This window comes from Ferriphaselus amnicola (assembly GCF_000974685.2).
GTDB lineage: Bacteria > Pseudomonadota > Gammaproteobacteria > Burkholderiales > Gallionellaceae > Ferriphaselus > Ferriphaselus amnicola.
The window spans coordinates 1,255,791-1,281,975 of sequence record NZ_AP018738.1 but is presented as its reverse complement, the minus strand read 5'-3'; the positions used below and the strand labels follow the sequence as shown (position 1 = coordinate 1,281,975).

Below are 26,185 nucleotides of genomic sequence, written 5' to 3'. Positions count from 1 at the left end.
AGAACTCCTGGAGTTAGTAGCCCTTGGCGAGCCAATTGATGTTGCGTGCCACGCCGACCCCAGCATTGGTGATTTGCACGGTAAAGCCGGTCGTGGTGGGTTGTGCCGGAAAGGCGATGACGTCTCCGGCACTGGGGTTGAGGATGGTGATCTGCACGTTGGGTGTGATCTGGAACGGCGTGACAAACACGATCGCCTTGCCTGCTGCCGGTACGGCCAGTGCCGTGCCGGTATCCACCCGATCCGGCATATCCACCGTGAAGCTCATGCCGGACAGAATCGTCGACACCGAAGGATCGTTGCTGTCGAGCTTCACCCTAAAACGGAATCGGCGCGCGACATACTGTCCCGGCACGAACGGTCGCCAGCCTTGCCAGACTAGTGTGTTGGGTGCGGTATCGATCTCGATAGCCAGACTCGATTTACCCGAGAAATTGCCCGCCACACTGGCCTGCGCGGAGAACACCGGAATTGCCGCCACCGAACCAAACGGCGTATCGGATGCTGCTTGCACACTGACCGACACGTTGCAGGCCTGTGCGGTAGCGATATCGATCTCATGTGAAACCGGGATCTGGTAGTAACCACCGGTGGCGATGCCCCCGTAATACTCCACGGTGTTGGCCGCAGAGATCAGCGGAATGCCAGAGAACAGGGCCGAACCACCGAGCTTCACGGCATTTTCTACAGGATCGCGGAACGCGGGAGTGGTGCAACTACCTCGCCATCCGGTTACAGCTTCGTCAACGCTGGCCACGATATTGGCTGGCAACACGCCGCCACCGATGGCGATGGATTGCGCTGTAGCCGAATAGGCCGTGACTCCACTGGCATTGCTGAAATGTGCTGCCACCCAATAGGTGCCGGATTGCGCCACCACAAACTCATGCAGCGGTGTGCGGCCCTGCACGATTGCGGTTTGCCAGTTGACGCCCAGTCGTACCTCATAATCGACACTGCGGAAATCAGTTACCGGCTGCCATGACAGCAAGGTTTGTCCGTTCCGGTAGGCATTCGACAGCCCTGCAACATTCGGCAGCGGGGACTTCAATGCGATGCCGGTCACGTTGTAAGTAACAGGCTGCACCATGTCGAGCGACTGCCTCGCACTACCAAACTGGTTGAAGGACAGCAGCTTGATATAGAGCGGCAACCCGATCATATCGGCGGTGAACGGGTAACCGAAAATCGCCTGATCCAGTCGTGCGAACAGCCCACCCTTGTTGTGCGCACCGATGGTCGTGCCATAGGCTCCGCGTCTCAGATAGGTGCCGAGCGTGTATTTGCCAGTACCGGTCAGGGTGGCCGTCTGGTACGCGATCAGTTCGCCATCGACATAGCACAGCGTATTCAGCGCATCGGCATCCGCCTGTGTGCCGCCGGTCAGTTGTCCAGTGGATACCGATATATCTACGGCCAGTGTGTTGGTTCGGTCAGGATCACTGCTGCTAGCTATGGCCGCCGTCAGTACACCGTGACGCGCCGCACCATGAATCTCGCCGACCTTCTGATAGGTGGCGTTGTCGCGTGACACCCATACTTCACAACCGCCCCAATTGGCTCCACCCGATGCGGCAATCCAAACTTCTAGTCCGGTACCTGCGGTGAGCAGATCCGGCGCTTCAAAAATCACTGGCGCATTGACATTGCCCGGATCGACGTTGTAGTTGGCGGCAAACCCGCTGCCTGCCTGTTGCGCGTATCGGGCGGCGGCAGCTACACCGATCGGCAACTCTTCGGCGCTCACTGTCAGCAAGCCGAACTCGTCTTCCTCGATGCTCACGATACGCACCGGTTCACGGTTCAGTCCCAAGGCGCTATCGGTGAGCGTCACAACATCCATCGGTTCCAGCAACGCGTATTTCCACGGCAGGCGGAATTCGTAATGATTGCGGATGTACAGGCCGCGCTGCAGGATCAGTTGTGCGACATGCCGTGCGATGGTGGCATTGCAGATTTCCGACAATTTTTCGGGTGAGGCCGGACGCAGCCCGTAGGCTTCGATGTTGGCCTGATCGAGCGCTTCTGCGAGTTCAGGGTTGTAAAAGTTGCCCCGGTTTGCAAACTCGACCTTGATCGAATTGGGCGTGTCCGATTGCGCCTTGCGCACCACGGTCACCGGATCGCTGCCGGTATCCGCAATGAATGCATCATCGTCCAGGTCGTAAATCGGGGCGATGGCAGGTGTGTAGGTCACGCCATTACCGGTCACTACCTCGTCGCCATAGGGAACGAACTTGAGTAGCCCGTCCGAGTAGACCACGGTGGAATTGCAGCACTTGAGCCACTGCAATATCCATTCGGCAGCCGATTTCTGCGCATCCACCACTGCACTGATGAATATGCCGTTGGCTACACAGTAATTGGAGAACTGCGCCGTGTCACCGACCTGCACCGACGGAAATAGCGCACCGTGCTTGGCGTTGGTCAGAAAGTCATAAATGAGATCGCGGGGATTGGCATCGACGATGGCAGTGGAGTATTGCGCCATGCCCTGCATCTCAAAGGAGTAGTTGGGTAGTTGCGCGTTGGTGCCTAAATCAACCTTGGTCGCGGCAATGTAGGCCAGCCCCGGATAATTCAATGCCTGTGCCGGATAGCGCGAGGACAGATACGCCCAAGGTGCTTGTCCCGGCACGCCGGTGAACTTGGCCTGACCACCACCTGCGAGCAGCCCTTTGAAATTGTTGGTCGTGGGTGAACCCTGTATGCCGTTGACCTGTTTTTTACCTTCCCAGATGCTGACGATGCCGCCGACGGTACCTTCACACAAGCCGATGGCAACCGAGGCGCTGTACTGATAGCCGGTCACCTGAGGACTTCCTCCTCCGCCACCACCGCCGCCCTTGCCACCGGAGGCCGCTTGCGAGGTCTGTGCGGTGGCCACGAAATCACCGTACCAGAGGATGTTGCCGGTGATGCGATGCCGACCATAGACGATCTGCTTGGGCAGCCCGAAGGTCGAGCTTTGCATGCGCACGCCAGAAAGACGTTGCGGGGCTGGCGCACTGGGAGCACTGCCGCCACCGCCAAACAAACCGCCCATTTCTTATCCCCTTAAGCCCGCAAGGGGCTTCCCACGGAATATAAGGTGATAAATCACCTATTCCTGAATGAAAAAACTGTAAAACTTGATGGATCGCCGCATCAGGTCGATGTCCTGATCGAGTTGCCCGAGGCAGACACATCCAGCCACCCGATAGGCGTGGATGAACTGCGGCCACTCCACGACGATGGCTCCGTGCGAGAACGATCGACCGAAACGCCAGATCGCCACATCCCCCGGTAGAGGTGATTCCACTTCCACTAGATAGCGCTCGACCCATACCAAAAAGCGTTCTTCCTCACGGTGCAGCATCCAGTCCGGTGGATAGTCACCGGTGTCGAATGCCTCGATCAATCCGGCATCGGCGTAAACACCGATCAGGAGTTGCGCGCAATCCACACCGGCACCCTTGACCCGTGCCTTGTGGTGGTAGGGCGTGTTGAGCCAGCTGCGCGCAGCATCCACCAGCGCAGTTCGTTGTTGAGCTTCGGCCATGATCAGTATGCGGTTTCAGGGATGGGGATGAACGGTTCGCCCCGGAATTTCGGCGCGTTGGCAAATTTGCTGGTGCAGGTTACAAGCTGCTTGTCGCAGCCGGGATAGGCCGTGAAGGTATCACCCAGTTGCGGCACATTCGGCCACGGCAGGTTGAAGGCAAAGGCTCCACCCGCAAACGCACGCACGGTGCGGGAGATTCCGCTGTTCGCGCCACTGGTGAAGGTCACCGTACCCAGATCGAACCAGCTTGCCGCTTGCGCCAAGGCAGACGGAAACCATGTTGCCGTCGATGTGCCGCTGACCGTCCCTGCCACGGCGAGTGCGGCCTTAGATAAACCACACATGCCATCGAACAGGGTATTGCCGCATCCGGCCTGATACTGGTTGCGCGGCATTTTGACGTTGAGCAGTTCGAGCCAGCTTTTTACCTTGAGGCGTGCTTCCGTCCTGCCGGTCTGCACTTCCGCGACTCGCCCGGAAAATAGCTGCAAGCCTTCAGCTACCGTGCTGCCGATAATCATGTAGGCACGATCGAGGCGTATGGTCGCACCATCCAGAATGCCGCCCTTGACCTGGCGCAGGAAATGCACGCCGTTCACCGTATCGGTCGGATTCGCATAAAGCGTCAGGTCCAGCGTATCGACTTCCAGTCCGGCAATCCAGCGAATCCGGCTGCGCTTGAATTTGATGCCGCTACTTATATATAGTGCGCCGCCCAGCATCAGGTCCAGATCGAAGTCGGTATAGCGCAACACCTGACCACCCAGCAGCGTTAGTGTGTAGCAATCGGCCATGACCAGTGCATTGCCCGTGCCATTGAGCATGGCGAGCAGATTGGCGGAAGCTGTCTTCATAATCAGATGCGGTTGGGTGTGAGGGAGCCGATAAACTCGACCTTCTTGGCTTCCCACAGGCTGTTCATGAATTCGTTGAATTCCAGCGTGTCCTGCAGGAAACGACAGCGGTAGTAGTAGCTGCCGGTCCAGGTCAGTGCGCCACCTGCCACGGGTGCCGTGGTGAACGTCACCAGCCCGGTACTGCCGACCGTAAAACCTGCAGCTTGCAGCACCCCGTTGAGGTAGAGCGAGGGTGTGCCGTTCAACTGGCCGACTGCTTCCAGATTGCCGCCATAGCTGCGCATCAACTGAAAGGCCGTTTGCACGCCGTTGCCGGTACCGAAGTTTTGCGCGGTGATGCTGTTGTCGTTCGGGTCGGAATACAGGAACGAGTCGAACGAGCCACGCACATTATTGAAGAATGCGACCAGTTGCTGGATTTCCTGATAACTGGCCGCTTCGCGCAACACCTCGTAGGACAACCGAAACGTGTAGATCGGTGCCGACATCCATGCACTGCGGAACTCCTTGCCGGAAACGGCTTTCTGGATGCGGGTCGCCCACTGGGGGGCGCGTACCACATTCCAGGTCAGCCCCGGTAGCGTTGGAAAGACCTGATTGCTCATGACTAGACGGTTTTAAAGTTTCTGGCCTGCGCACGCAGGGAATCGGCGATCACGTTGCCGTTGTCCATCAGAAAGCGTTTCACACCTTGGGTATCGAACGTGCTCAACTGGATGTTGATGGGTTGTTGTCCGCCCGTGCCGGACAGGCCACGAATCGTGTCCGCATGCTCGGCAGGCAGCACCATCTCGCGCTCATGCAACTGCGTCATCGGATTCAAGCCCGCCGGAATATCAAAACCTCCGGCAGCCGATGCGACAACACTCTTCGCGCCCAGCACCAAGGCCATGACCGAGGCAAACGCGGCGGCAGCCAGTCCCCATCCGGCAAACGGGATAGAGGCTTGTGATTGCGCTGCACCCGCTGCGGCACCGGCTGCCTTGGCACCGATTTCCACATTGGCACTGGTGACCGCGATCGACTTGCTGGCGACGGCGGCAGATTGTTCCAGTGTGCTGCGCACCGCAGTACCGGTCCGGGAGGCCAGTGTCTTGGCCGCTTCTGCAGCCAGCCATTGCGCCACCATCTTCACGCCCATGTTGACGAACTCCAGCACGATGGATTGCGCCATGTTGCGCATCGCCTGACTGAAGATGAGCGTGCCCTGAATCATGCCGTTGATGCTTTTTTCAAAAGCGTTGGTGAAGGGCTGGAACATCTGCAGTGCTTCCTGACGTTGTTCCAGCGCCATCGCCGCACTGTTGCGCTGCATTTCCAGATCATGTTGCTGCTTGATCTGGGCTATCTTGTCCATTGCCTGCTGGTATGCGATCGGGTCAGCCGCAACCAGCGCGGCACGATCTTCGGCAGCCTTCAGCTCGATGCGGTATTTGCGTTCTTCCAGATCGCGCAGGGCGGCCAGTTCTTCCGCGCCGGAAATGTCACCGAGTTGTTTGGACTGACTCAGCCGGTCACGTTCCATGGCAAGGCCGTGCAGGCTGGCATTGCGTCTGGCATCGACCTGCATCTGTTCCATCTTTTCGATTTCCTTGGCACGTTCGATTGCGGCACGGCGGACCTCGTCCTGCGCCTTGCGATACTCCCGACTTTCCAGACCATATTGCTCACCGATCTTGGCGGCGGCCTGCATCGTGAGCTGAACACGCTCGAGCGATCCTGCGCGGGTGGCATCGATCTGGCGCTTGATCTCTTCCTGCTGGGCTTGTGCCGCTTCCTTGTGTACGGCCAGCGAGGCATCGAGCAGTTTGCGCTCTACGGCAATCCGCTCCTCTTTGGACAAATTGCGGGTCTGCAGAATGTTCTGCCAGTAGGCGCGTTCCTGTTCCTTGGAGAATTCAAAAAATGTGTGATTGAGATCATTCTCGCGATCGCGTGCAGCCTTGAGTTCGACCAGTCCCGCCTCAAAATCCTTGATACGCGATTTTGGTTTTGCGCCTGAGTCGGTTTTGCCGGACGATTGCTGGCCGCCGGTTTTAGCCTGAGTGGGTGTGGGTTGCTTGGGATCGGCATAGGCACGCTCTACGGCAGCGCCCATATCCTGACGAGCCTGAGCGGCGGCCTTGGACATACGCGCGGCATTGCGTTCGACCGCTTCGGCAGCCGCTGCCGAACCATCGGCCCATGCCTGCTTCACACCGGCCCAGTCGAGACGAAGGGCGGCAGCAGCGATCTGGCCAAACTCCTTCAGACCGATCACGACCAGCTCAACAGCCAGACCAATCGCGGCGAACGATTCCTGAAAGCCCGTGCGCAGGGCGATGACCGCAATCTCGACTACGGCGCACATGTTCTTGAACAACTGCATGCCGGAGATCGAGGGACTGCCATCGCCAAGCGCCGCTTTGACTACCTCGACCACCGTGACAAATACATCGGCAATTGCATTCCATGCCGCAGAAACGGCTGTACTCACGCTGCTGGAAACGGATACGAAAGTTTCCATCACGGCGCGCATGACTTCGACCGCCTGAGGTCCGATATTGGCGAACCAGTTGGCGGTTTCAGTCAGGCGCGGCAGCATCGCATCACCGATGGTTTTGCGGACCGCCGAGATTACATCGCCCACGTCATTCATGGCGGCGCGATAGCGTGCCGTGGCTTCGACGTTTTCTGCGCCGACGGCCAACCCCAGTTCACGCGCCTTGGTGCGCGAGGCTTCCATCAACTCGGTGTTGAGTTTCAGGATGCCCTGGACTTCACCCCACGCCTTGCCGTAGACCTTCATGCCTTCGATGTTGCGATCCGTGCCTTCGCGGAAGGCGAGCAGCCGTCCGTTCACGTCCAGCATGATGTCCAGGCTGTTGCGGTAGTGACCGTTCTGATCGCGGGTGGCAACGCCCAATGACTTGAACGCGTCCTCGTTGCTGACCAGTTGTTTCGTCATCGCCTTGTTGGCGGCCAGCATGGTGTCGCTGGACTGGTAGATGTCGCCCAGTGCGATGTTGAGGATGGACGCTTCGGTCGCCGAGATGCCGAGCGACTTGCCCAGCGCATTGGCCTCTTTGGTCATATTGACCGTTTCTTCCACGGCACTCTTGAAGGCAGCACCTCCGGCCAGTGCCGTGGTGATGGCTGCGAGGGCAACATTCACCTTGCCAAACGCTGCCGTGACACCATTCATGCCAGACTGGATGCCATCCTGCATGCTGGACACCGAACGCTGAATCTCACCCATGGTGCGATTGACTTCATTGCGTGCGGCCCCGAGATCGGCAGACAGACGCGCGATATTCGCGGCCATCTCGATTTCGATGGTGCCGATGGTGGTTGCCATATTCAGTCCTTCGGGTCTACAATGTCGCTACTTTTGTAGTAAATGTTATTGGGAGAGCCAAAATGGGTATGCCAGTTAGAATCGACGACACGCTGTACGAGCAGGCGCGCACCGAAGCGCAGGTTGAGCACCGTACAATCGCAGGACAGATTGAGTATTGGGCCATGGTTGGTCGTGCATCACTCGACAATCCGGATTTGCCAGTTAGTTTTGTGGCGGAAGCTTTGGCCTCAATGCGTGAGCCACGCGATCAGGCAACACCGTTCGTGCCACGCAGTCGCCGTGCATGAGTTACACCGTTGAACAGACGCGGCGCTTTGCCCGTCAGTACAAGAAACTGCACGATAACGTCGCGGCAGATGTCGATAATGCAGTCGAACTAGTTGCTGAGAAACCTTCCATCGGCGAGCGTAAAAAAGGTGATCTCGCTGAGTTGTTAGTCTACAAATTTCGTAGTCAAGGACAGCTCTATCTGCTGGGCTACACACTCGACGAAGGTGTCCAGTTGGTTTATCTGGAAGCCATAGGTTCTCACGAGAATTTTTACCGCGATCTCAAGCGCTAAGTCCGCCTGCCGCTGTAAACATCTCGGCAAATTCCTGAACATCCCGCTCTGTGTTGTCCGCTTCCCGTTGCCATGAAGCTGAACTACGCGACACCGGTTTGATACCGAGATAGCTTTGCACCATCAGGTGTAGCGGGGGATGCCTGTCCCAGTAATGATTCAGCGCGGCAAGCCGCATCAAATCCATTTCCCGATCGATGGTGTCCCACGACCAACCGGTACTCATGGCAATGTGCGCAGTCAGTTCGTCCCAGTCGATGAGCTCGCCGCGTGAACCTCCCCCGGCGCGCGATCCTCAAAACCGCTGGCATTCATTACCGCCGAGAACGCTTGTCCCATGTTGCCGATGTCGAGCAGCGTGCCCAGTTCCGCTTCGGTCAGTTCAGGGTAGTTGCGCTGCAACGCCTGCAGGATGATGGTACCCATGACATCGAAGTCCGGCACCCACGTTCCCTTCTGGATTTCGGCAAATTCCGCCTTGAACTGTTTGAAGGTGGCCCAGTTGACCGGTGGGGCGATAAACTCGCGCCCCGAGAGGGTGATTGTTTTACCGTTGATCATGATTAGTCCGCCACAGAGAAGATGCCAAGAGAGCCGGTTGCATCGGCCATCGCCTCGAAGTCCATTTCGGGGATGGCGTAGTCTTCCAACTTGGTTGCCAGCGCCAGTTTCGACGAGGTGCAGGAGTTGAGTTTCAGAGTGTTGGTCTTGCCGCCGACCTGTGCGCTGAACACGCCCATGAAGGTTGGCGTGTTGCCCATCAACGCATTGCCCAGCGTGATCTTGCTGCCGCCGGTGGTGGCGTTGTACAGATAGTCGATCAGCACCTGCTTGGTATTGTCGGCGGTGTTGAAGGTATACACGCCGGTGACCGACACGCTGTACTGACCGGCAGCCGGTGCACTCGCTACCTTGGTCAGCGGCAGGCCCGTTGCGCCATACACTACGCCCAGATCGGTATCGAAAGTGGCGGCATTGGCAACCGTCACCGTGGCGGTGGTGACCGTACCGACTTCGTTCACTGCCGAGAGCAGCAGACCGGTCGCCGAGGTGCCGCTAAAGAACAGGTCGTTCAGCGCGCGCCCGTTCAGTTCGGCGAATTTTGCCTTGCCGGTCAGCTTGCCGGAACCGCGTCGCACATCCAGCGGAAACTGGCTCTGTCCGCGCAGCTCCTTCAGCGTGAACGAGAAGTCGAACGACACATCCTGCAATTTGCCGAGTTTGATCGGCGTCGAGTTCGCGGCGGCATTGATGCCGTACAGAAATCCGCTACCAAAGGTCAGACTCATGGTGGTTGTCTCCTGAGATTAAAGGGTGGGTGGGACAGGTGCTGCGGGTTGCAATCGCACCTTGAGGTCGTCGAGTGCCGCCCGTAGCGGGTTGTAGGTGTCGGTTTCGCGAAGTGCAGGCAGGCTTGCCAGCAGATCGGTGAACCAGACCTCGATGACTGCAGACGCGTCGATGGCTGCCACGGGTGTGGCAGGGTCGGTTTTGGCCATGGGGTATTCCTTTTGAAGTTAGCGCAGGTAGCGCAAAATGAAATCGACCGGCTTGGTGTAGATGTCCACCAGTGCGTCGTAACTGTCGGCACCGCACTGGTCCTGCAAACAGGCGGTGACCGCGATGCCATTGATCACGCCGTAATGCAGATGGCAGGCAGCTTTGACAGCCTCGCGTAGGGCAACAGCCGATTCTGCCGTTCGTGCCAGACAGTTCACCTGCATGCGCGCCGTGCACATCTCGCTATTCGTGCCGGGAAAGGCGGGCGTGTCCGGTCGATCACTGATCAGTTCGAACACCACGGCAGGCAGTAAGTCCGCCTCGGGCCGGGTATCCAGATAGATGCGCGTGCCAACCAGTGCAGTGAGATCAACTGATACATCCAGCAATGACTTGATGACGGTTTCGGATTTCATTTCATCTTCTCGATTTCGAGCGGCAGGCGAGTACGCGCGTAATCGGCCATGGTTTCCACCGCATCGGCAGCCTTGCCATCCAGTGCCGGACGCATGAAGGGTTTCTTTTTGGCACCGGGATGCTGGACCGTTTCGCGCGCGACACCGGCAAGGAGCAGGCTTTTGCGATTCTTCGGCTTGATCAGGTGACGGGCTGTGCCGTACTCGACCATGCCTGCATAAAACACACCGTTTTTGCCACCGGCCTTGATGGTGGCGGTGACACGGCCTCGCTGTGACTTGGCCGATACCCGGATCGAATCACGCAATGCGCCGGGTTGCTCGCCTGCGCGGGTACTGTTTTCTACACCGCCGATGGGGCAGAGACGTTTGGCCTCATCGGCTATCACCCGTGCTCCGGCACGTACACCACCGCGCACGACATTTGCTTCGATACGCGCAGGCAGTTCGTCGAGCAGCTTCTGCAGTTCGGCGAGTCCGTTAATCTTGAAATCAGTCATCGAGGTCGAGGCAATATAGTTCGAGATATTCGTGGCGCTCGGTGCGGCGCAGCCATTCGATACGCGCAATGCGCCCATCTGAAAAAACCACGCGCTGATCCGCATGCACGTCAGCTCGGTGGCGCAAGGTGATCATGCGGGTGGCGGAACTACCGACCGCCTTGGCATTGAAGATTTCCCGACCGGACAGCTCGCGCACTTCCGCCCACACGGTTGCAATATCCGTCCACACTTCCTGATGACCACCCAGATTGCCGCGCGTGATGGTTTTTTGCTGGAGCGTGATGCGACGATCCAGACGTCCTGCCGAGACACGCACGCTCATAGCAAGGTCACCACCCGGTATGGGTCGAGCAGGCTGTCCACGAACGGCAGCGGATCGATACGTCCGGCAGGCAACACGCTCATTTCCTCGCGGTGCTGGTACAGGCTGCCGACACGCAGCAGCATCCAGCGCTTGATGCCATCCGGTACCTTGGTGGCATCGGCATAACCAGCATCGAACAGAATTTCTACACTGCCGATCTGCGGCAGGGTGGGCGGCCAGATCTTGCCGAAGGCAGGCGTGATGCGCGCCGGTTCGGAACTCGACTCCACGACATAGTCGGTCGCGGGCATGATTTGCCAGAGGCCGCCCATGTCCAGGTATCGCACACTGACCACGCTCACGACCGGCGAACGGTTGAGCAGAACCATTGGCGTGAACCGATCCAGCACCAAGCGCCAGCGTGCGGGCAGAAACTGCCGGGCAGTCAGCATCTCCGCGTGCAATCTGGCCGCCGAGATCAGCGCGCCGATCAGAGGATCGTCGTCCGCCGTGTCCACCCGCAGGTGGAGTCGGGCTTCACTGAGGGTGACCGGCTCCAGTGCGGGAGGGGTGACGAGTTGCAACGGCATGGGTTAGCTCACGGGTGTATCGGCGGAGGCTGGATCAGTGGCGGGCGCATCAATCGCATCGATCGCAGGAGTGGGCTCGTCGGCAATCTCAACCGCTACCGCGATGCCGCTGGCAGTCAGACGTTCTGTTTCCTCTGTCGCCGGATAAGTTTCTCCTGCGCGGTATTTGATGCTGCTGTTGCCCGCGCCATCGACGGCGTGGAAGTTTTCGGTGAAGCGAATGTGACGGGTCATGAGTTGCCTCCGTTATCAGTAGATGATCTGCGTTACAGCCGCTTGGTTGAAGGCATCCGCATCGGCATAACGCGGATTGAGGCCGATGATCTGAGCTGCCACGACACTCGCAGCGACTCCGACCGTGATCGACAGACGCACGAATCCATAGCCATTGGCGATATCCAGATCTTCGGGTTTCAGATTGAGGAGGGCCTGCTTGGCACTGCCACCGCCCACCTGAGTGAATTGCACGATGGCGCGACCGGTGATGTCCTTCACCCCGGTACCGGCTGCATCCAGTGCCTGCTGCAGTTTTGCATCCACCGTACCTGCTACGCCCAGCGCACCGGTTTCAAGAATGGCCATGAGGGCATGGAAATTCGCCACTGAAATCCAGCCGGTGGTGACAGTACCAACTGCCTGACTGACCGGATCGACGGTGGCGAGAATGGACATCAGTTCGCTGCCTTTTGCGTTGGGAAACATATTGGAATCTCCTGTAAAAGTTCAGGCGGGAGACTGTCCCGCCCGATAGGGGTTTAACGATTAGCTCTGCATAGCCAATCGACTAAGCACTCAAACGACGCGTGCCAAGTCGCTGGTTAGCGTGCGGCCAGCTGGATGAATGGCGACAGCTTGCTGCTGCCCTTGGCAGGATCGATCGCGCTGGCGATCTTCGACTGTCCATCCATGCGGAAGGTGGTGCGAAATGCGGTCAGATCGGCATCGAAATACAGATGCATCGAGGTCGCCGTCTGCAAGCCACCGGCCTTGGTGATGGTCTGGTAGTACGACAGGTCTACCAGCATCACGTCACCCTGCGACGAGAAGGTGTTGGCGTGCTGCGACACGATCACCGGACGACCCAGCAAGGTGCCGTAGGGTGAGACCTGGATACCGCCGACCGTCAGTCCGTTGGGCAGGTAGATCGGGTAGTTGCCAAGCGACAGCGTGAACAGCGCGGGCAGCACATCGTTGTTGATGATCCACACCGCGTTGCCGAACGAGCCGGGTGGCAGGCGCGCGATCATCTTGGCCAGATTCTGCGGCACCAGTGTTTGTGTGGTCTGACCGGTTTCCTTCGCGACCGTCACCACGGCACCGGCGTTCATGCAGCCGATGGGGATGCCGTTACCCGCACCGAACAGGATGGATTCGTTGGTCTTCCAGCGGATCGAGGTGGCGACCTTGTCCGGCAGGTAGCTGGTCAGGGCACTGGCATCGTCCAGCAACTCGTCGGTGGTCGGCACCAGTGCCATCAGCTTTTTGAGCCGCAAGGTGGACAGACCCATCACCGGTTTGGTGGCATTGGCCGCCGCTGCTTCGCCTTGCCAGTAGGCACGAATGCCGTTGGTACCCCATGGCGTGGTTTCATCCTTGGGGAAGGCCATGCTGTTTGCCGTGATCTCGACGTTGTCGGTCAGCGGCATCAGCGAATCCTCGCCCAGACTCAGCCGGAAAATTTCCTTGGAGAAATCGGGCGGCACCAAGAAACCACCATCCTGACCGGCACTCTCGTTACCAAAGCTGGTCGGTGCTGCAGCACCTATGAACAGGCGTTCATCCATCGACTTGCCGGGTTTCTGCGACAGATACACTGCCTGCATGAATTCGCCAATGCTGGCGAAGCCGCGCTTGGGGTCCAGTTCGCGGTTATCGGTGACCACCACCCCGAGGGCGTTGCTTGCCGACAACCGTGCTTCTTCGGCGATCAGGGCAGCTTCGCGGTCGATGGATGCCGAGGCCGCATCGATTTTTCCGCGTAACGCATCGAAGGCGGTGACCTCGGCATCGGTCATGTCGCGGGATTCGGTTGCCGCCAGATCAGTCAATGCGCGGGCCTCTTTGACCAGCGCACTCTTGCGTGCCTGTAACGCTCGTAGTTGTTTGCTCATGCTTGGGTTCTCCAAATAAAAAACCCGCACGAGGCGGGCGATAAAAAACCGCAACGTTGCGGTCAGATTTGAGGTGCGATTACTCGCGGGGTTTGCTACAGAATTTCCAGTTCGCGACGGGCGATGGCGAGGCGGGATGCCTTTGGCTTCGATGACTTTGCATCACGCTGCATTTTTTTGAGGACATCGGAAAAGGTGCTGATGCCATCAACCATTTTCTCGGCCAGTGCAGCATCGGCACCCAATACACGCCCTTGTCCCATACCCTCCCGCACCTGCGAGATGGCGACACCACGTCCCTTTGCGACGGCCTTGGTGAAGGCGGCGTAGTAATCGTCGGTGCGCGATTGCAGGAACGAGCGGGCCTCGTCATCCAGTGGTGCGTAGGGATTACCTTCGACCTTGAATTTGCCCGCCGAAATCAGCGTGGGCTTTACACCATCACGAGACATCGCTTCGGAATAATCAAAGTGCGCCTGCCACACACCGATGCTGCCCACCTCGCCACCGGGCGTGACATACAGTTCGGAGGCCTGCGCACCGATCCAGTAGGCAGCCGAGGCTGCGAGACTGTTGGCGATGGCGACTACCGGTTTCTGGCTACGGGCCGCAGCGATCTCGTCGGCCAGTTCGGCCACGCCATAGACACTGCCGCCGGGACTGTCGATGTCGATCAGGATGCTGCCGACCGCAGGATCGGCAATGGCATCGCGCAAGGCCGCTGCAAACAGTTGTGTGCTGACACTGCCGGGACCAGACACATCGTCGACCATGTTGCCGCGCTGGGTGACGACCCCATACAGTGGCAATACCGCGATGCCGTTGCCAGCCGAGTTGGCCAGCGCTTGGCGACGCGTGTTGCGTGCCGACTGATCTGCCGCGACCTGTTTCAGTGCGGCTTGGGTGGCGGCATCACCGCGTGACCATCGGTTCATGACCGAGGTTACGGCAGCCAGTCGCTCGGGCATCATTGCCCATGGTGTGGCCAGAAACTCGGCCAGCAGGAGTTCACGTTTCATCTTCGGCGTCTTTCTGTTCTGAATCAGCGGGTGATCGAGGTGCTGTGGGTTGCTTGGTCGGTTTAGCTTCGCCTTCGGCTTCCTCGACATCGGAGTTCTCGACCATGTTGAGTGGTCGCAGCGGTTCGTCCAGTCCGTCGATCGGGTCGAGGTTTTCTGCGATACGCGCTTCGTTGCGGGTCAGCCAGCCATTTTGAATGCCGCTCTGGTAATAACCGGCACGACTGGCGGCATCGCCACGCATCAGGTTGGCGAAATCGAATTCCACTTCCAGTTTGTCGTCATCGAGCAGCAGGTCGGCTTCGATGCTGGCTTCCCAGCGTTCGGCCCATGGGGTCATGGTGTGCATGACGAATTCGAGACTTTGCTGTTCGATGTTGCTGAAGGTAGCTCGGTCCAGGTCGCCGATCATGTGCGGCGGCACGCGGAACAGCCGCGCAATGTCGGTGATCTGGAATTTGCGTAGTTCGAGGAACTGCGCATCCTTGTTGGTCACACCGACCTCATGGAATTTCATGCCGTTTTCCAGCACGAGCACCTTGCCGCGATTGGCTCCCGACTGTGCCTGTTGATACGACTCGCGGAACACCCGCTTGGCATCGTTATCCTTGAACGATCCCGGAAACTCGATCCAGCCACCGGTGGGCTTGGCATCGTTGGCAAAGAAGCGTGCACCATAATCTTGAGCTGCCAGTGCCATGCCGATGCTCTCGCGTGCCAGTTCGATCGGACTCATACCCAGCAGGCCATCGGAGGACAGGCCGCGCAGATGCCAGATCTCGCCGCGCGGCACGATCGTTTCATTCCCCAGCCGGTCGGTCACGCGATAGCGGTAGTCACCGTTGGGCAGCAACTCCATGCGAATCCGATCCGGATGGATCGGCATCAGTTCGATGATCTCACCGCGCGCATTCGACACGATGCGGTTGTACGCATTGCCGCGTAACGCCAGATGGCCCTGCAGCATTTCGCGCCACTCGAACGGGTTTTGAAAGCGGTTCGGACGCTTGGCGAACAGGTCATATAGCCAGTGTTCGGTCACGCGTTCCTTGCCGCCATCGGCGCGCTGCCGATACAGAACGAAGGGCAGTGAGGCCATGGTTTCCGACAGGATACGCACGGCGGCGTACACCGCTGACAAACGCAGTGCCGCATCTGCCGATACACGCATGCCGCTACTGCTGCGCGCACTGACCGGTTCGAACCAGAAGTCACCCCATGGCGAACGGTCGCTGCTGGAAGCACGCCAGCGCGACAAGAAATCAAACATCCCCATTCGCCAATTCCAGTCAAAGTTGGTTACAGCATCATCAATTCGTAATCGCTATCCAGCACCACCGCATCACCCGGCAAAATTGCGCGGGAGATCGCCATGATCAGTGCCACGATGCCGTCGATCTTGTTCTCGGGTCGTTCCTTGCGCGGATAGATGTTGTCCTTGGCATCCAGATGTGCCACCACGTTGGAGGCCATCCAGCCCAGCACCGGGTCGCTGTCGTGGATGAGTTTCTTTTGCAGCACCAGTGCTTCCAGCGTCTTCATCGGCTCGGAAAAATTGAGCACGGTGGGGCGCACCTCCAGCATCGGCAATCCCTCCGCGATCATGCGGGTGGAGAGTTGCGTAGCTTGGAACGGGTCGAACGCCACCGACTGAATCTCGAAGCGGGAGGCAAAGTCGATCAGGTCGGCCTCGATCCAGCCGAAGTCGATCACGTTGCCGGGTGTCACCGTCAGCCTGCCTGCGCGCATCCAGCCGGAGTATTGGCTGTTGGCCGAAGAGTTGACCGTGTCTTCTGGCAGGTAGTAACGTCCGAATACGGCATAGGCTCCAGCCATGTGCGGATGCTGGAACACCAGCATCAAGGCTGCGATGTCGGTCTTGCTTGCCAGATCCAGACCGATCCAGCATGGCTGGCCGCTAAAATTGTCCAGATCGAGCGTGGCATCAGAACAGGCATCCCAAGCGCGCATGTCCATCCATGCCGTGTCTGCATTGACCCACTCGTTCAGGTGCTTGGTCTTGAAGTTGTTGACCGCGCTCGGCATCTGCATCGCCTTGGCCTGCAGCGGCAACAACACTTCAGGACGCACCGAGATGTTCCAGTTCGGGTTGGCCATGACCAAGGCCGACTCGGATGTCCAGTCCACCTCGGAACCGTCATCGATGCCGTAGACGATGCCGAACTGACTGTCGTCCTCGAACACGCCATCGAGCAGTCGGGTGACGAAGGTACGCACCTCGTAGCAAATCCCCGCGCGGTTGCTGCCTGCGGTGGTGATGACCCACAGCAGCGAGTTGTCGCGCTTGCCCGTGCCGGTCTCCACTACGTCATAGACGGTGCGCGACTTGTGCGCGTGCAATTCGTCGACGCAACCGAAGTGGATGTTCAGACCATCGAGGGTCGAACCTTCCGCCGACAGTGCTTCGAACTTTGAGCCGCTGGTCAGCACGTTCATGTTGTGCGCGCCGACGTTCACACCAAAGCGACTACGGAACCCGGCGGACTTGCGTGCCATGGTCTGTGCATCGCCAAACACGATGCGCGCCTGATCACGGGTGGTCGCCAGTGAATACACTTCGGCACCACCTTCACCATCGGCGGTCAGCATGTACAGCGCGACCGCCGAGGAGAGTGTCGACTTGGCATTACCGCGCGGCACCTCGATGTAGGAACGCCGGAAACGGCGACGACCATTCGGTTTGACCCAGCCGAACACGGTGGCGAGGATGAACACCTGCCACGGCTCCAGCTTGATCGACTCACCAGCCAGAGGCCCTTTCACATGCGGCAACCGTTCAATGAAGGCGCACAGGTTGTCGGCAGGGTAGTAGGCTTTGCCTGTTCGATCCGTCAGCTTCGGGTTGAAGCGGTACGGACTGTTCCTGCCACGGAATTTGGCCAGATCGTTCAGTTGCCGCTGGCAGGCCAGTTGCACCCAGCGACAGGCGGGCGTGTCTCCCGCGACAACGGACTCGGCATACTGGCGGGCGATGGCAGCATAGTTGCGCGCCGCCATCAGCCTGCGATCTCCGACCATGGATCAGCCGGTTCAGAACCGCCCGAGGGCAGCGTGACGCGCGAGCGCGATGCCGGGGTGAAGCCCATCTCGGTTTCGTAACTTTTCATCTCAAGCGCCAGGTCACGGATCACGTCCATCAGCGGCGAGCGCCGCAAGATGCCGCTGGGGGTTTTGACCAGCATGCCGGACACCCCGGTCTGGTTGATCTTGGCCAGTGCCTCGCGATACATGCCGGAGCAATTCGCCCAGCGTTCCAGCACCGCACCATCCAGTGCCGACAGCAAGCCGGGCGGTGAATTCTCCACCGCGTAGCGCCACGCCTCCTTGGCACCCTCGGACATGTACTCGGGTGGCGAGCACAGCACGCCAGTGGGCTTCGGCTCACGCGGATTGGTGCGGCACTTCTGCAACGTCCCTTTGATCTTCTTGATCGCAACGGGAAGGGGTTTACGTCCGGCCATGGTTTCCACAAAAAAAGTTTTTCATTTTGCACGCACAAAAATTTGGGCAGGCGTCCGGTCCACTGCGTGCGGGTTGTAGAGATTCATACCCCCTAGGGGGTGGTATGCCTGCGCGATTGCCACTCGCTGGTGGTCTTGCGGTTGTGACAGGCAATGCACAACGCCTGCAGGTTGCGCCAGTCGAGGCGGTCACCACCCGACTTGATCGGTTGGATGTGATCGACCACCCGTGCTGCAACAATCAAACCCTTCGCCTCACATGCACAGCACAACGGGTGTGCCCGCAGGAACGCCGCTCGTGTGCGCTGCCACGCCAGTGATTTGTAGAACGCCCGCTCAGGTTCGTGTCGGCGTGTCCGGTCGTAATCACGGTGCATCGCCGCACGATGCTTGTCGCAGTAGCCGGACACCTCCAGCACTACCGGACAACCGGGGTGACGGCAGGGTGTGGGGGCTTTGCGGGGCATTGGAGGTAATCAACAACAGTTAACAAACGGTACTGGTACTTTGTTCAGAAACCAGTTGATTAACTTAAAAAATGAAGCGTTCATGTCACCGTCATCAACAACAACGGAGCAAACAAAATGAGCTACACAAGCAACGAATTTACGGTCGACGAAATCGGTTTTATCCAGACAGCAATAACTAAGGTGCTGGCAGCGGTCGCACGCGGCGAGCTGGACCTGAACCTGATTGCCCGCGAAGAACTGGCTGCACGCGGCCTCGACAAAAACGGTGCTTGGGTCGGGTTCGACAAGGCCGCAAAAATCCACAACGTTTAAGGAGATACGCCATGAACCAACTCGACACCATCCTGACCCTGATCGCCGAGATGCACCTCGACATCGAGACGCTGGAAACACGCCACAGCGACCGACTGGACTTTCACGATGTCGCGGTGTGGCGCATCAAGGAAGCCTTGCACGCCGCCTTCATGGCCGGATGCGAAGTCGGGCTCCAAACGCCCAAAGCCAGCGAAGCCGAAATTGCCGCACAACCTTAATCAACATCAATCCACGAGGAGAACACCATGACCGACATCAAACTCACCGACACACAGCGCCAGATTCTCGAACACGCCGTGCAGCACACCAGCGGCAAACTCGACTGGTTTCCCGACAACATCAAGGGCGGCGCGCGCAACAAGGTGATCGATTCCCTGTTCAACCGCGCGCTGATCACCCGCGACGGGGATGGCTGGTGCGTGGCAGCCGAGGGTTACGATGCGCTGGGTGTGGCACGTCCGGGCTGTGAGGCTACTCAGCCAACAGAACCCGAACAGCGGCGCACACGCGCCAACAGCAAGCAGGCGGAAGTCATTGCCATGCTCAAACGACCGGAGGGGGCCACCATCAACCAGATTTGCGCAGCCACGGGATGGCAATCGCACACCGTGCGCGGCACCTTCGCCGGAGCCTTCAAGAAGAAACTGGGACTCGACATCACCTCAAGCAAAGAGGTTGGCGGCGAGCGGGTGTATTACATCGCTGGCTGAACAACCTCAACCAGCTCGTCAAACGCCATGCCATCCGATTGACGGGTGGCACGGCCTCCCGAGTAGTCCTGCCAGCGCTTCACGATGACATCCACGTACTTGGGATCGAGTTCGATCAGGCGCGCTTGCCGACCTGACTTTTCGGCGGCGATCAGTGTGGTGCCGGAACCGCCGAACGGATCGAGCACGATGTCGCGGCTCTTGCTGCTGTTGAGGATGGCGCGCTCCACCAGTTCCACCGGCTTCATGGTTGGGTGCAGATCGTTCTTGGCAGGTTTCTTGATCTGCCAGACATCGCCCTGATCGCGTGCGCCGCACCAGAAGTGATCGGCTCCGTCGCGCCAGCCGTACAGAATCGGCTCGTACTGGCGCTGATAGTCAGCGCGTCCGAGCGTGAAAGTGTTCTTGGCCCAGATGATGAACGTTGACCACTTGCCACCGGCAGCACGGAACGCGGATTGCAGCGTGTCGAGTTCGGATGAACTCATCGCGACATACACGGCACCCTTGGTGACCGACAGGATATTGGTGCAGGCTGCAGTGAGAAACTCACCGAAGTTATCGCCCAAGTTGTCGTTCAGGATGGGGCGGTTTTTACCGCGCAGTTTGTCTTTTGCCGTGTTGGCGTAGTTCACGTTGTAGGGCGGGTCGGTGAACGTCATGTCGACCAGTTCGGCACCCAGCAATCGTTGGTAATCCTCCTGCTTGGTGGCATCGCCACAGAGCAGGCGGTGATTGCCCAGCAGCCAAACGTCACCGGTGCGTGAAACGGAATTCTCTGTTACTTCAGGTACGGCATCGTCGTCGGTCAAGCCTTCCTTGTTTGCAGCATTCAGCAACTCGTCGAGTTCATCGCCACTGAAGCCCAGCAGATTGAGATCGAACTCGGAGAGCTTGAGATCGGCCAGTTCCAGCGCCAGCAGTTCCTTGTCCCATCCGGCGTTTTCAGCGAGGCGGTTGTCGGCCAGAATGTAGGCACGCTTTTGCGTGGGAGACAGATGCGCCAGTTCGATGACCGGCACGGTGTCCAGTCCCAACTTGCGTGCGGCGAGCAGCCTGCCGTGGCCTGCGATCAAGCCACGTTCGCCATCCACCAAGATTGGGTTGTTAAAACCAAACTCACGGATTGAGGCCGCGATTTGTGCGACCTGCTCATCGCTGTGGGTACGGGCGTTGTTCACGAACGGAACCAGCAATTCGACCGGGCGATATTCGATGTTTAGCTTTTCCATGGGCGTAAAAAAACCGCCTCGCGGGCGGTTTGGGGGATGTGTTGAATGGGGTCGTTCAAACTTCGAACATGGCACAAATATTAGCAGAAAATCTTCCAAACGCGACACCCTAAAAAACGCTTGAAACCCGCACCAATACTCATCTTTACGCATGTGTTCGTACCCGCTATCAACTTGCCGCAACTTCACTCACTCCATTCAGATGCTCTGTCACGATGGACAGCGCAATCTTGCGTCTGCGCTGAACCGTCCTGACTGCACAACCGAACCGTCTGGCGATCTGCGACCACTCGCAGCGATCTGCGCGCATCCACACGATATGCCGTGATTCGGTATCAAGCCACTGCACCCAGCGTGTGACTTCCAGCATCCGGTCGATGGCCGCAGGGGATGGCGGAAAGTGATGCACCTCGTCATCCGCCGGGGCGCGTTCCGGAGCCATGCGCAGCAGAATCGGCCATACGTTGAGATAGCCCATCACGCGGGCAGGCGGCAAGCGCCGCGCTGTTTCTGCCGCCTCCGAAAATCGGGCTTCCACCTCGTCGATACTCCAGTCATCCATTGCGCTTCCTTCCGTACAGGCGCTCACCGATGCGGCGCACGATCTCTCGCTCAACGAAATCCAGACGCTCATCGGCTTCATTCACCACGAGGATGTGTTGCTCGCGCCATCCGGATTCCTTGACGGCATCAAGGTCGGTGGTCTGCGGTTGCAGCTTGCCCAGCGGGCAGCGATAGGGTTGTGGCTTCATCTCACACCTCCTGCTGCGTCAGAGCATAGTGAAGCAGCGCCAGCGCATCCGCTTCGTTATCATCGGCGGGTGAATGACCGCGTGACTTCATCGCCGCAATCATCTCGTCCTTGCTGGCGTTGCCTTTACCCGTAGCGTGTTTTTTGATCGTGCCGACCGGAACACCCTGATACGGGATCTGGTGGTGTTCGCACCAAGCGGTCAGATGCGCCATGAAGCCGCCGTAGGCGTGGGCCGCATCCACGCCCAGATGACGCCGCACTTCCTCGAAATACACGGCATCGATGCCGTCAGAGGTTTGCTTGATCTCGGTCAGCCAGCGCTTGAAACGCAGGAATCGCATGCCGCCGCCTTCAAAGCGGTGCGGTTTGAATGATTCGGTGCCACTGGTGATGCTGCCGTCGCGGGGCATCAATGCCCAGCCGGTTGTCGTGCCTAGATCGAGGGCGAGTATTGTGTTTTGCATGTCAGTATTCCTTGTGTGTTTGGGGCGACTGACGCAGACTGACGCTTATGCCGGTTAACCTCTTACGTGCGCACGTGTAGGGGTAAATCAGTAGCTATGTCAGTCTGCGTCAGTTATCAATAAAATCAGTCGGTTGTATGTTTCAGTTTTCCGCATAAGGCATGCGTCTATCAGTCGGTAATTCCCGAAGTCCGATACCCTGAAAGCCGCGTATGCCGGAGTTGTTGCGCCACTTCTCCAAGCCACGAGTGAGCAGCAGATCGGAGAAGCGCCGCTGTGAGCCTGCGAATTCACCGGAATCGTCAGCCCAACGTTTCCAGTCGCTGAATAGTTCTGCGGTGAGAGATTTGGCAGTGTCTTTGCGCACACAGCGTTCCTCGAGCCAGCGGCCAATCGAGTCTTCCGCTTCGAAGTACTCGTCGGTGGCGGCGATCACTTTCTCGGGGCGAATGAGTTTTTCCTTTTGCCATGCAAGGCAACCTTCGAGCATCCATGCCAGAATGCCGTCGCGTTCCCTGAGCAACTTCACGGTCAGATTCCCGTCACGCCGTTCTGCCGGAATCGTGACGGTGAAGGGCACCAGATGCATGCGGCGTTTCATCGCCTCGTCGATATTGCGAATCGACGGTTTATGATTTCCCGCGATGAAGAGCTTGAATTGTGGAATGAACGTAAAAAAGTCCTGCCGCATGAAGCGTGCGGATACCCGGTCGCCACCGGTGATTTCCTTCATCTTGGATTCATTCCAGCGACGTCCCTGTTCGGTTTCGGTCGCCGACACGAAACGCGCTCCACGCAATCCGGCCAGATCGGTGGGGTGCCGGTCGGAGCGTGTTTCCATGAAGGTGTCCATCGGTGCATTTGCCGCGTAGTCACCCAGAATCGTGGAGAGGACATTCAGGAAAACGCTCTTGCCGTTGGCTCCCGTGCCGTACAGGAAGAACAGCGCATGTTCGCTGCTGACGCCAGTCATGCCGTAACCCGCCATGCGTTGCAGGTAGCTCATCAGCTCCGGATCGTTGCCAGTCACATCAGCTAAAAACGCCTTCCATGTCGGGCAGTCGCCCTTTGGCGTGGCAGTGGTGATCTTGGTCATCCGGTCTTCCCGGCAATGCGCCCGCATTCGTCCCGTGCGCAGATCGACGACACCTCCGGGCGTGTTCAGCAACCAGATGTCGGCATCCCACTCTTCCGTGTTGCCCGCATGGCGACGGTCGGCACGGGCAAGACGTTCCACACCACTGATCGTGCTTGAACCGGCCAGTTTGGCGGCTACTCTGGGATTGTCAGAACGCACTGCGGCATGGCGGCAGACATGGCGAATCAGATCGGTTGCCGCCAAGGTATCCTCGGTACGCCAGCGCTGACCGTCCCACATCAGCCACTTGCCCCATGCCGCGACATAACGCCAATCTCGCTGATAGCGACGGGTGAAGGAGAGCGCCAGTGCATCCTCGGTACCCCATACCGTCTGCTCGGCTTGTTCTTGCTCGTCTGTATCGTCGGAGTCATGTTCGTCATCCGGCAGGTGTATTTCAATGCGCGGGCCGCTGGCGATGAATGCCGCGACATCAAAGCCTTCTGCAATCGCGTCTGCTGCATCCCAGCCTTCCGGACGATCTTCGGGTGGTAGCAGAATGGCGCACGATATTGCACCAGCCGCCAACACAGCCTGCGAGGCTGACTGTGCATACTCCCAGCCCGGTTTGTCCTTGTCCGGCCAGATGGCGACCGACTTGCCAGTGAGTGGCGACCAGTCGGTTTTATCGACGGGAGCCTTGGCTCCGTGCATCGCGGTGGTGGCGCACAGGCCGATCGCAATTAGTGCATGCGCGCATTTTTCGCCTTCGACCAGTACCACGGTGCTGGACGCAGCGATGCCAGGTTGGTTGTAGAGCGGGCGCGGATCGGGTGGCGACATCTTGCGGCGCTTGGCATCCCATGGACGGAACTCCTTGCGGCGACCGGGCGGGTCGTAGCGATAGACTACTGCAATCAGATTGCCAGCTGCATTCTGATAGTCCCACTTGGCGGTGGCAGGGCCGAGATCGTCGACCGGCGCTTCGCGTTTGGTTTTACGGGCAGGCAGGGCAGGCGCGCGTCCTACCAGATCACGCGCATGCTGCAGGACACTGGTGAAATCGTTGTGTGCATCGCAGCCATGGTGTCGAGCAAGCAGATCGAAGATGTCGCCGCCACTGCCTTCGGCCCGGTCGGTCCACAGACCGGCTTTCTCACCGCTGAGCACGATCTCCAGACTGTCGCCGGGGCTGCCCAACACATCACCGATGTGAAACTTGCCGTGACGCTTCTTGCCAGCAGGAAACAGTGTGAACAGCACTGACTCCAGTTGGGCGAGTAACGCCTGCCGAATCTCCTCGCGTTCTATTTCGCGGCTTGGGCTTGCTTGAGCCGTCGTATCGTTGAAATCCATCATCTTGCACCTGACTTTCTGGTTCGTTTTTTAGGTTTCGGCGTTTTCTGTGTGGTGAGATAGCGCGCCCGGCGCGCCACCTCCCTGACAAATTCCGGGTTGAGTTCGACGAGGTCTGCGAGATGGTCGAGATCGCTGCCCAGCAGAAACTGATACGCTCTGCGCCGGGTGTAGTCCTCGAGCACAGCCGCATCGGCGATGCCCTGACAAATCACCGCCACGATCAGCTTCGCTTCCGGCACGGGTGCAAACACATGGCGCAACAGCATCCGCTCGATGGCGCGCATGCCGATCAGTGGCACCGGTGGCTTGCTCGACGCTTTTGGAATCAGGGCCGCGTTCATGCCGACCTCCCACACCGTTCCTGCCATGAACAGAACTTGCATTCGAAATGCGTGGCATCGTTGAACGATCTCGGTAGCAACTCGCCATGCTCGGTGGCCGCGATGATCTTCACGGCACGATCGGATGCGCGCTGCGCCAGTGCCGCATCGAAATCAACCTGCTCAAACCAGATCTCCTGCGTGTCCTTGTTGATCGCGGTGAACAGCGCGGGATTGCGGCTGATGCCATCAACCGTGCCTTCCATGTAGGCTTGGTAGATCGCCATCTGTGCGGCATACACCGGTTTGGAGACAGCCACGCCGCGCTTCACGCAATCCCGCCAGTTCTGCGCGTTCATGGTTTTGCACTCCCACAGCATCGGGAATGTGCAGCCCAGATCATCCGGTGCGCCCATGATGATGCCGTCTACATGACCTTGGATCAGACCGTCACAAACCGAGAAGCCAAACTGGCCGCCGGAACGCGTGCGGGTATGCAGGTCGAATCCGGCCAGACGCAGCCAGCGAATCGTCATATCTTCCAGCACATGCCCAACCTCGAAGATGCGCAGCACGCGCCCGTCGAAATCACGACCTGGATCGGCAGGGGCTCCGGCAAACTCGAACTGCAACGCGCGGTCACATGCCACGCCTAAGCGGGAGGCCCCGAGGTAGGTACGACGGGTTTGCTCTGCGCGTTCTGCCACCAGTGCCACATCGATGTGGGCGGTGATCAGGTCGTGCAACTTGGGGCGGTGATTGAAATCCAGCATTACGCACCGCCTTTCTGTGCAGTACCTTCTTCCCACGGCAGGTCGTTCTTGAGATCGCTGAACGGGTCCTGCACTACTTCAGCCAACCCGCGAACGGGTGGGAAGTTGAAGCCGGTTGAGCCGTAGCGATCGGCCATCGCATTGACGAAGCAGGTGACGATGGCATCAATCACCCGCAAGGCGTCCGCTTCGGTGTAGTCGCCCAGCGGTTTGGCGTAACCGATCTCGCCCGCTGCACTGCCGAACGCCTTGAGGCAGCCGCGCATCGCGGCCTGCTCGAATTCAGTCGCATCAATCATGGGCAGCTCCTCGTCCTTGCGTTCTGCCTCGACGCGCACGCTGTAGAATCGATGAAATGCGTCCTGACAGCGCTTTGAGCAGAACACCCAGCGCACCGGATAGCGTCTTGCATCGCCGATGGCATAACGCGTGTCTGTGATTCCAAAGCCACGTGCCTCTCGTGAACAAATCCAGCATTTCAC

At 58.8% G+C, this 26,185-nt stretch carries 34 protein-coding genes; 5 read left to right on the top strand and 29 right to left on the bottom strand.

Annotated features, from left to right (window positions below; genetic code table 11):
• Window positions 1-13: 13 nt before the first annotated feature.
• The 5 genes from OYT1_RS06270 to OYT1_RS06250 are packed head-to-tail and all read right to left on the bottom strand — an operon-like array spanning window position 14 to window position 7,738.
• Window positions 14-3,046, bottom strand: coding sequence for a phage tail protein (locus OYT1_RS06270; RefSeq protein ID WP_062627104.1), 3,033 nt, complete (start codon window positions 3,044-3,046; stop codon window positions 14-16).
• Window positions 3,047-3,103: 57 nt separating this feature from the next.
• Entirely contained in the window at window positions 3,104-3,541 is a 438-nt protein-coding gene (locus OYT1_RS06265; protein WP_088178222.1) for a C40 family peptidase, read from the bottom strand.
• Window positions 3,542-3,543: 2 nt separating this feature from the next.
• On the bottom strand, window positions 3,544-4,398 hold the full coding sequence (locus tag OYT1_RS06260) for a DUF2163 domain-containing protein (protein ID WP_062627102.1): 855 nt from the start codon (window positions 4,396-4,398) through the stop codon (window positions 3,544-3,546).
• Window positions 4,399-4,400: 2 nt separating this feature from the next.
• Window positions 4,401-5,006 carry a DUF2460 domain-containing protein gene (locus OYT1_RS06255; protein ID WP_062627101.1) on the bottom strand — a complete coding sequence of 202 codons (606 nt, stop codon included), beginning with the start codon at window positions 5,004-5,006 and terminating at the stop codon, window positions 4,401-4,403.
• Window positions 5,007-5,008: 2 nt separating this feature from the next.
• The gene (locus tag OYT1_RS06250) at window positions 5,009-7,738 is read right to left on the bottom strand and encodes a hypothetical protein (protein WP_062627100.1); all 2,730 of its coding nucleotides are present in this window, start codon (window positions 7,736-7,738) and stop codon (window positions 5,009-5,011) included.
• 62 nt (window positions 7,739-7,800) lie between these two features.
• Between OYT1_RS06250 and OYT1_RS06245 the strand changes: the two genes are divergently transcribed.
• Window positions 7,801-8,028 carry a ParD-like family protein gene (locus tag OYT1_RS06245; protein ID WP_035384501.1) on the top strand — a complete coding sequence of 76 codons (228 nt, stop codon included), beginning with the start codon at window positions 7,801-7,803 and terminating at the stop codon, window positions 8,026-8,028.
• Complete coding sequence (locus tag OYT1_RS06240) at window positions 8,025-8,303, top strand: type II toxin-antitoxin system RelE/ParE family toxin (RefSeq protein WP_062627099.1); 279 nt, start codon at window positions 8,025-8,027, stop codon at window positions 8,301-8,303. Before OYT1_RS06245 ends, OYT1_RS06240 begins: the two co-directional genes overlap by 4 nt.
• On the opposite strand, the gene OYT1_RS06235 is transcribed toward OYT1_RS06240, so the two are convergent.
• The 16 genes from OYT1_RS06235 to OYT1_RS06160 all read right to left on the bottom strand — a co-directional run bounded on the left by OYT1_RS06235 (window position 8,293) and on the right by OYT1_RS06160 (window position 18,695).
• Window positions 8,293-8,529: a hypothetical protein gene (locus tag OYT1_RS06235; RefSeq protein WP_062627098.1), complete on the bottom strand. Its 237-nt coding sequence runs from the start codon at window positions 8,527-8,529 to the stop codon at window positions 8,293-8,295. The genes OYT1_RS06240 and OYT1_RS06235 overlap by 11 nt on opposite strands.
• Before the next feature lie 14 nt (window positions 8,530-8,543).
• Window positions 8,544-8,864, bottom strand: coding sequence for a hypothetical protein (locus OYT1_RS06230; RefSeq protein WP_062627097.1), 321 nt, complete (start codon window positions 8,862-8,864; stop codon window positions 8,544-8,546).
• Window positions 8,865-8,866: 2 nt separating this feature from the next.
• Window positions 8,867-9,592, bottom strand: a complete 726-nt coding sequence (locus OYT1_RS06225) for a hypothetical protein (RefSeq protein WP_062627096.1) — start codon at window positions 9,590-9,592, stop codon at window positions 8,867-8,869.
• 18 nt (window positions 9,593-9,610) lie between these two features.
• Window positions 9,611-9,802, bottom strand: a complete 192-nt coding sequence (locus OYT1_RS06220; RefSeq protein ID WP_062627095.1) for a hypothetical protein — start codon at window positions 9,800-9,802, stop codon at window positions 9,611-9,613.
• A gap of 18 nt (window positions 9,803-9,820) precedes the next feature.
• Window positions 9,821-10,219 carry a tail completion protein gp17 gene (gene gp17 / locus OYT1_RS06215; RefSeq protein WP_062627094.1) on the bottom strand — a complete coding sequence of 133 codons (399 nt, stop codon included), beginning with the start codon at window positions 10,217-10,219 and terminating at the stop codon, window positions 9,821-9,823.
• Complete coding sequence (locus tag OYT1_RS06210; protein WP_062627093.1) at window positions 10,216-10,719, bottom strand: HK97-gp10 family putative phage morphogenesis protein; 504 nt, start codon at window positions 10,717-10,719, stop codon at window positions 10,216-10,218. Before OYT1_RS06210 ends, gp17 begins: the two co-directional genes overlap by 4 nt.
• The gene (locus OYT1_RS06205; protein WP_062627092.1) at window positions 10,712-11,044 is read right to left on the bottom strand and encodes a phage head closure protein; all 333 of its coding nucleotides are present in this window, start codon (window positions 11,042-11,044) and stop codon (window positions 10,712-10,714) included. The genes OYT1_RS06210 and OYT1_RS06205 overlap by 8 nt, the downstream gene beginning before the upstream one ends.
• Window positions 11,041-11,616: a head-tail connector protein gene (locus tag OYT1_RS06200; protein ID WP_062627091.1), complete on the bottom strand. Its 576-nt coding sequence runs from the start codon at window positions 11,614-11,616 to the stop codon at window positions 11,041-11,043. The genes OYT1_RS06205 and OYT1_RS06200 overlap by 4 nt, the downstream gene beginning before the upstream one ends.
• 3 nt (window positions 11,617-11,619) lie before the next feature.
• On the bottom strand, window positions 11,620-11,850 hold the full coding sequence (locus tag OYT1_RS06195; RefSeq protein ID WP_062627090.1) for a hypothetical protein: 231 nt from the start codon (window positions 11,848-11,850) through the stop codon (window positions 11,620-11,622).
• A gap of 15 nt (window positions 11,851-11,865) precedes the next feature.
• Complete coding sequence (locus tag OYT1_RS06190) at window positions 11,866-12,318, bottom strand: hypothetical protein (RefSeq protein WP_062627089.1); 453 nt, start codon at window positions 12,316-12,318, stop codon at window positions 11,866-11,868.
• Window positions 12,319-12,434: 116 nt separating this feature from the next.
• On the bottom strand, window positions 12,435-13,727 hold the full coding sequence (locus tag OYT1_RS06185) for a phage major capsid protein (RefSeq protein WP_062627088.1): 1,293 nt from the start codon (window positions 13,725-13,727) through the stop codon (window positions 12,435-12,437).
• A 95-nt stretch (window positions 13,728-13,822) separates the two neighbouring features.
• Window positions 13,823-14,746, bottom strand: a complete 924-nt coding sequence (locus tag OYT1_RS06180; RefSeq protein ID WP_062627087.1) for a S49 family peptidase — start codon at window positions 14,744-14,746, stop codon at window positions 13,823-13,825.
• Complete coding sequence (locus OYT1_RS06175) at window positions 14,736-16,016, bottom strand: phage portal protein (protein ID WP_062627086.1); 1,281 nt, start codon at window positions 16,014-16,016, stop codon at window positions 14,736-14,738. The genes OYT1_RS06180 and OYT1_RS06175 overlap by 11 nt, the downstream gene beginning before the upstream one ends.
• Window positions 16,017-16,045: 29 nt before the next feature.
• Window positions 16,046-17,764 (bottom strand): terminase large subunit, encoded by a 1,719-nt coding sequence (locus OYT1_RS06170; RefSeq protein ID WP_062627085.1) that lies wholly within the window; start codon window positions 17,762-17,764, stop codon window positions 16,046-16,048.
• Entirely contained in the window at window positions 17,764-18,228 is a 465-nt protein-coding gene (locus tag OYT1_RS06165; RefSeq protein ID WP_062627084.1) for a phage terminase small subunit P27 family, read from the bottom strand. Before OYT1_RS06165 ends, OYT1_RS06170 begins: the two co-directional genes overlap by 1 nt.
• 92 nt (window positions 18,229-18,320) lie before the next feature.
• Window positions 18,321-18,695 carry an HNH endonuclease gene (locus OYT1_RS06160; protein WP_084612023.1) on the bottom strand — a complete coding sequence of 125 codons (375 nt, stop codon included), beginning with the start codon at window positions 18,693-18,695 and terminating at the stop codon, window positions 18,321-18,323.
• 117 nt (window positions 18,696-18,812) lie between these two features.
• On the opposite strand from OYT1_RS06160, the gene OYT1_RS06155 reads away from it, so the two are divergent.
• The 3 genes from OYT1_RS06155 to OYT1_RS06145 are packed head-to-tail and all read left to right on the top strand — an operon-like array spanning window position 18,813 to window position 19,723.
• Window positions 18,813-19,010, top strand: a complete 198-nt coding sequence (locus tag OYT1_RS06155) for a hypothetical protein (protein WP_062627082.1) — start codon at window positions 18,813-18,815, stop codon at window positions 19,008-19,010.
• A gap of 11 nt (window positions 19,011-19,021) precedes the next feature.
• Complete coding sequence (locus tag OYT1_RS06150) at window positions 19,022-19,231, top strand: DUF6900 domain-containing protein (protein ID WP_062627081.1); 210 nt, start codon at window positions 19,022-19,024, stop codon at window positions 19,229-19,231.
• 27 nt (window positions 19,232-19,258) lie between these two features.
• On the top strand, window positions 19,259-19,723 hold the full coding sequence (locus tag OYT1_RS06145; RefSeq protein ID WP_062627080.1) for a DUF3489 domain-containing protein: 465 nt from the start codon (window positions 19,259-19,261) through the stop codon (window positions 19,721-19,723).
• Here the strand turns inward: OYT1_RS06145 and OYT1_RS06140 are convergent.
• The 8 genes from OYT1_RS06140 to OYT1_RS06105 all read right to left on the bottom strand — a co-directional run bounded on the left by OYT1_RS06140 (window position 19,708) and on the right by OYT1_RS06105 (window position 26,185).
• Complete coding sequence (locus OYT1_RS06140; RefSeq protein WP_062627079.1) at window positions 19,708-20,955, bottom strand: site-specific DNA-methyltransferase; 1,248 nt, start codon at window positions 20,953-20,955, stop codon at window positions 19,708-19,710. The genes OYT1_RS06145 and OYT1_RS06140 overlap by 16 nt on opposite strands.
• 169 nt (window positions 20,956-21,124) lie before the next feature.
• Window positions 21,125-21,517, bottom strand: a complete 393-nt coding sequence (locus OYT1_RS06135; RefSeq protein ID WP_062627078.1) for a DUF6362 family protein — start codon at window positions 21,515-21,517, stop codon at window positions 21,125-21,127.
• A complete protein-coding gene (locus OYT1_RS06130; protein ID WP_062627077.1) occupies window positions 21,510-21,707 on the bottom strand; it encodes a hypothetical protein in 198 nt (65 codons plus the stop codon). The genes OYT1_RS06135 and OYT1_RS06130 overlap by 8 nt, the downstream gene beginning before the upstream one ends.
• A 1-nt stretch (window position 21,708) precedes the next feature.
• Window positions 21,709-22,173 (bottom strand): crossover junction endodeoxyribonuclease RuvC, encoded by a 465-nt coding sequence (locus OYT1_RS06125; protein WP_062627076.1) that lies wholly within the window; start codon window positions 22,171-22,173, stop codon window positions 21,709-21,711.
• A gap of 142 nt (window positions 22,174-22,315) precedes the next feature.
• The gene (locus tag OYT1_RS06120) at window positions 22,316-24,610 is read right to left on the bottom strand and encodes a phage/plasmid primase, P4 family (RefSeq protein ID WP_119283488.1); all 2,295 of its coding nucleotides are present in this window, start codon (window positions 24,608-24,610) and stop codon (window positions 22,316-22,318) included.
• A complete protein-coding gene (locus OYT1_RS06115; protein WP_062627074.1) occupies window positions 24,607-24,951 on the bottom strand; it encodes a hypothetical protein in 345 nt (114 codons plus the stop codon). The genes OYT1_RS06120 and OYT1_RS06115 overlap by 4 nt, the downstream gene beginning before the upstream one ends.
• The gene (locus tag OYT1_RS06110; RefSeq protein ID WP_062627073.1) at window positions 24,948-25,703 is read right to left on the bottom strand and encodes a hypothetical protein; all 756 of its coding nucleotides are present in this window, start codon (window positions 25,701-25,703) and stop codon (window positions 24,948-24,950) included. Before OYT1_RS06110 ends, OYT1_RS06115 begins: the two co-directional genes overlap by 4 nt.
• The gene (locus tag OYT1_RS06105) at window positions 25,703-26,185 is read right to left on the bottom strand and encodes a DUF6511 domain-containing protein (protein ID WP_062627072.1); all 483 of its coding nucleotides are present in this window, start codon (window positions 26,183-26,185) and stop codon (window positions 25,703-25,705) included. The genes OYT1_RS06110 and OYT1_RS06105 overlap by 1 nt, the downstream gene beginning before the upstream one ends.

What these genes read in the sequence shown, in the direction of transcription:
- OYT1_RS06190 (WP_062627089.1), bottom strand. Translation starts at nt 12,318, where the DNA reads ATGTTTCCCAACGCAAAAGGCAGCGAACTGATGTCCATTCTCGCCACC.
- OYT1_RS06195 (WP_062627090.1), bottom strand. Translation starts at nt 11,850, where the DNA reads ATGACCCGTCACATTCGCTTCACCGAAAACTTCCACGCCGTCGATGGC.
- OYT1_RS06235 (WP_062627098.1), bottom strand. Translation starts at nt 8,529, where the DNA reads ATGAGTACCGGTTGGTCGTGGGACACCATCGATCGGGAAATGGATTTG.
- OYT1_RS06240 (WP_062627099.1), top strand. Translation starts at nt 8,025, where the DNA reads ATGAGTTACACCGTTGAACAGACGCGGCGCTTTGCCCGTCAGTACAAG.
- OYT1_RS06220 (WP_062627095.1), bottom strand. Translation starts at nt 9,802, where the DNA reads ATGGCCAAAACCGACCCTGCCACACCCGTGGCAGCCATCGACGCGTCT.
- gp17 (WP_062627094.1), bottom strand. Translation starts at nt 10,219, where the DNA reads ATGAAATCCGAAACCGTCATCAAGTCATTGCTGGATGTATCAGTTGAT.
- OYT1_RS06250 (WP_062627100.1), bottom strand. Translation starts at nt 7,738, where the DNA reads ATGGCAACCACCATCGGCACCATCGAAATCGAGATGGCCGCGAATATC.
- OYT1_RS06225 (WP_062627096.1), bottom strand. Translation starts at nt 9,592, where the DNA reads ATGAGTCTGACCTTTGGTAGCGGATTTCTGTACGGCATCAATGCCGCC.
- OYT1_RS06205 (WP_062627092.1), bottom strand. Translation starts at nt 11,044, where the DNA reads ATGAGCGTGCGTGTCTCGGCAGGACGTCTGGATCGTCGCATCACGCTC.
- OYT1_RS06165 (WP_062627084.1), bottom strand. Translation starts at nt 18,228, where the DNA reads ATGGCCGGACGTAAACCCCTTCCCGTTGCGATCAAGAAGATCAAAGGG.
- OYT1_RS06175 (WP_062627086.1), bottom strand. Translation starts at nt 16,016, where the DNA reads ATGTTTGATTTCTTGTCGCGCTGGCGTGCTTCCAGCAGCGACCGTTCG.
- OYT1_RS06210 (WP_062627093.1), bottom strand. Translation starts at nt 10,719, where the DNA reads ATGACTGATTTCAAGATTAACGGACTCGCCGAACTGCAGAAGCTGCTC.
- OYT1_RS06155 (WP_062627082.1), top strand. Translation starts at nt 18,813, where the DNA reads ATGAGCTACACAAGCAACGAATTTACGGTCGACGAAATCGGTTTTATC.
- OYT1_RS06160 (WP_084612023.1), bottom strand. Translation starts at nt 18,695, where the DNA reads ATGCCCCGCAAAGCCCCCACACCCTGCCGTCACCCCGGTTGTCCGGTA.
- OYT1_RS06255 (WP_062627101.1), bottom strand. Translation starts at nt 5,006, where the DNA reads ATGAGCAATCAGGTCTTTCCAACGCTACCGGGGCTGACCTGGAATGTG.
- OYT1_RS06140 (WP_062627079.1), bottom strand. Translation starts at nt 20,955, where the DNA reads ATGGAAAAGCTAAACATCGAATATCGCCCGGTCGAATTGCTGGTTCCG.
- OYT1_RS06245 (WP_035384501.1), top strand. Translation starts at nt 7,801, where the DNA reads ATGGGTATGCCAGTTAGAATCGACGACACGCTGTACGAGCAGGCGCGC.
- OYT1_RS06120 (WP_119283488.1), bottom strand. Translation starts at nt 24,610, where the DNA reads ATGATGGATTTCAACGATACGACGGCTCAAGCAAGCCCAAGCCGCGAA.
- OYT1_RS06115 (WP_062627074.1), bottom strand. Translation starts at nt 24,951, where the DNA reads ATGAACGCGGCCCTGATTCCAAAAGCGTCGAGCAAGCCACCGGTGCCA.
- OYT1_RS06260 (WP_062627102.1), bottom strand. Translation starts at nt 4,398, where the DNA reads ATGAAGACAGCTTCCGCCAATCTGCTCGCCATGCTCAATGGCACGGGC.
- OYT1_RS06135 (WP_062627078.1), bottom strand. Translation starts at nt 21,517, where the DNA reads ATGGATGACTGGAGTATCGACGAGGTGGAAGCCCGATTTTCGGAGGCG.
- OYT1_RS06180 (WP_062627087.1), bottom strand. Translation starts at nt 14,746, where the DNA reads ATGAAACGTGAACTCCTGCTGGCCGAGTTTCTGGCCACACCATGGGCA.
- OYT1_RS06130 (WP_062627077.1), bottom strand. Translation starts at nt 21,707, where the DNA reads ATGAAGCCACAACCCTATCGCTGCCCGCTGGGCAAGCTGCAACCGCAG.
- OYT1_RS06230 (WP_062627097.1), bottom strand. Translation starts at nt 8,864, where the DNA reads ATGATCAACGGTAAAACAATCACCCTCTCGGGGCGCGAGTTTATCGCC.
- OYT1_RS06265 (WP_088178222.1), bottom strand. Translation starts at nt 3,541, where the DNA reads ATGGCCGAAGCTCAACAACGAACTGCGCTGGTGGATGCTGCGCGCAGC.
- OYT1_RS06110 (WP_062627073.1), bottom strand. Translation starts at nt 25,703, where the DNA reads ATGCTGGATTTCAATCACCGCCCCAAGTTGCACGACCTGATCACCGCC.
- OYT1_RS06150 (WP_062627081.1), top strand. Translation starts at nt 19,022, where the DNA reads ATGAACCAACTCGACACCATCCTGACCCTGATCGCCGAGATGCACCTC.
- OYT1_RS06145 (WP_062627080.1), top strand. Translation starts at nt 19,259, where the DNA reads ATGACCGACATCAAACTCACCGACACACAGCGCCAGATTCTCGAACAC.
- OYT1_RS06270 (WP_062627104.1), bottom strand. Translation starts at nt 3,046, where the DNA reads ATGGGCGGTTTGTTTGGCGGTGGCGGCAGTGCTCCCAGTGCGCCAGCC.
- OYT1_RS06125 (WP_062627076.1), bottom strand. Translation starts at nt 22,173, where the DNA reads ATGCAAAACACAATACTCGCCCTCGATCTAGGCACGACAACCGGCTGG.
- OYT1_RS06200 (WP_062627091.1), bottom strand. Translation starts at nt 11,616, where the DNA reads ATGCCGTTGCAACTCGTCACCCCTCCCGCACTGGAGCCGGTCACCCTC.
- OYT1_RS06185 (WP_062627088.1), bottom strand. Translation starts at nt 13,727, where the DNA reads ATGAGCAAACAACTACGAGCGTTACAGGCACGCAAGAGTGCGCTGGTC.
- OYT1_RS06170 (WP_062627085.1), bottom strand. Translation starts at nt 17,764, where the DNA reads ATGGCGGCGCGCAACTATGCTGCCATCGCCCGCCAGTATGCCGAGTCC.